The organism is Halorubrum sp. SS7 (genome assembly GCF_005435055.1).
GTDB lineage: Archaea > Halobacteriota > Halobacteria > Halobacteriales > Haloferacaceae > Halorubrum > Halorubrum salinarum.
Map to the genome: position 1 here is coordinate 612 of NZ_SGXV01000058.1, position 1,841 is coordinate 2,452.

The 1,841-nt window shown below is 55.2% G+C and carries 3 protein-coding genes; 2 read left to right on the top strand and 1 reads right to left on the bottom strand.

Annotated features, from left to right (window positions below; genetic code table 11):
* Positions 1–609: ABC transporter substrate-binding protein (locus EXE44_RS16385; RefSeq protein WP_241991851.1), on the bottom strand; the 609-nt coding region annotated here is incomplete at its 3' end.
* Between the two features lie 211 nt (positions 610–820).
* Between EXE44_RS16385 and EXE44_RS16390 the strand changes: the two genes are divergently transcribed.
* Both EXE44_RS16390 and EXE44_RS21140 read left to right on the top strand, forming a co-directional pair.
* Positions 821–1,567 carry a helix-turn-helix domain-containing protein gene (locus EXE44_RS16390; protein ID WP_092922187.1) on the top strand — a complete coding sequence of 249 codons (747 nt, stop codon included), beginning with the start codon at positions 821–823 and terminating at the stop codon, positions 1,565–1,567.
* A gap of 53 nt (positions 1,568–1,620) precedes the next feature.
* Positions 1,621–1,841, top strand: a 221-nt coding sequence (locus EXE44_RS21140; RefSeq protein WP_206750394.1) for a hypothetical protein, incomplete at its 3' end; no start/stop codon positions are given.

Consider the following 1,841-nt stretch of genomic DNA (forward strand, 5'->3'; position numbering starts at 1 on the left):
CGACCCGACGGGGTAACGCCGGTAGCGTTGGGGGTCCTCCTCGACTGCCGTTTTATTGACGATGGTTCCAGCCCGTCCCGGACCGCGCGTGAGGAATGTGATAAACGGAGCAACGGGCCTCGAGAGATTAATTCGGAGCGTCGTCGCATCCGGCGCCTCCACACTTTCGATATCAGCTACCTTCCCGATATGAGGCGAGTCATCGAGCCCCATCAATCGCTCAATGGACCACTTGATCGCGGAGGCGTCGAGTGTGTCTCCGTTGTGGAACGTCATTCCCTCGCGAATGGTGAACTCGTAGGTCGTGTTGTCAGGCAGCGTCCAATCGCTTGCCGCATCGCCCACGATCTCACCGTTGCGGTCCAGTTTGACGATACCCGAAAAGATGTTTGAGAAAATCGTGATCTGCTGGTAGAGATCAACGTAGTGGGGATCAAGCACCTCCACCGCGTTGAATGCCCAGCCGGCCTCAATAGAGCCGCCCATATTGGAATCACTATCGCTACCATCACCACCGTCCCCACCGTTACTGCCGTCAGACCCTGGCTGACTACCATCACCAGTACAGCCGGCCACACCGGCCAAGCCCGCTGCGCTCAACAGTTTCATCGTTGTACGACGGTCAATACTCGGACCTTCTAGTTGATCCTTGTCAACGCCTCGCATGACGGGAGGTGACAGTAGATAAACTGACCTAAATATTCGGCCAGATATATCTGGCTTCATTTCTCAGCGTAGACATTATTGATCCGTTCGGTTAATCCTGTTATATGGTAACTGATCACAAACATATAAATACACGGACCGACGGCACCCAACCATGTGGGAAGCAGAACTGGCCGTAAGACACTACGGCTGCCCCGTTTCAGACGTGTCCTCCTCCCACTCGTCGGTCAGAATCGAGAATGTCTCTCGTGTCAGGCTCACTGGCGGTGAAGCGAAGCGATTGCTTGCGGTCGACGGTGCGGAGAGTAAAGTAGCGGCATTCGCAGAGAACTATCGGGATCACGACGCTACGGTCGAGTTCGAGCGCGTCTCAGCTGGTGACGCGAATCGAGCGTACTTCATTAGTGAGGTCAATTACCCAGCCAATAATCCCTCCATCCTCAAGCTCATCGACGACGCCGGCTGCTTCCAGTACTCGACAGTTGTAGTCGAACACGGGATCGAACACTGGGTTGTCTACACTCGACATAAGGACGCACTCCGGAGACTTGTGGACGCCATCGAGGAGCGGAGCAACAACGTTCGACTGGCCCGGAACGTCGATGTCGGTCCCATCAGCGACGAGGAGGCCATTCATTATCACGCGCTCCGATCTGAGCTGACGAAACAACAATTAGCCGCCTTTGAGGCAGCGCTCGAATTGGGGTATTACGCTGAGAATAATCAGGCCACGATTAGCGACATCGCTGCGTTTCTTGATGTTCACCACTCAACGGCAGGGGAACACATTAAACGCGTAGAAAACACGCTTCTCTCGGAAGTTGGAAGACATCTGTTCCCTGACGTGGTCAACCAAAACACGCAGCCTGAGACATTACGGAGTGACCCCTCCGAGTGTTAATCGCTACACTGGTGGTGTTTACTTCCGCAGTTTGGTACGTGGTCCGGCGGACGATGACCGAAAAGCCCTACACCGACGGGGGTGGGACGACTGAGGACGTCCGCCAGACAATGCGTGGCTTCTACGAGAAGGCCAGCCGAGACGAACCGGACTACTTCCCGGCAGATGAGTCAGCCGAAAAAGAGTACAACACGAGTCAGTTGATGCCGCAGCGGGATATCCAGGGTGGTCGCGTCACATTCGAATCTGAACCGGGGCCCTCACAGCGAATTTC

Bases quoted from the DNA above. Each gene is read 5' to 3' on its own strand.
- EXE44_RS16390 (WP_092922187.1), top strand. From the start codon at position 821: ATGTGGGAAGCAGAACTGGCCGTAAGACACTACGGCTGCCCCGTTTCA.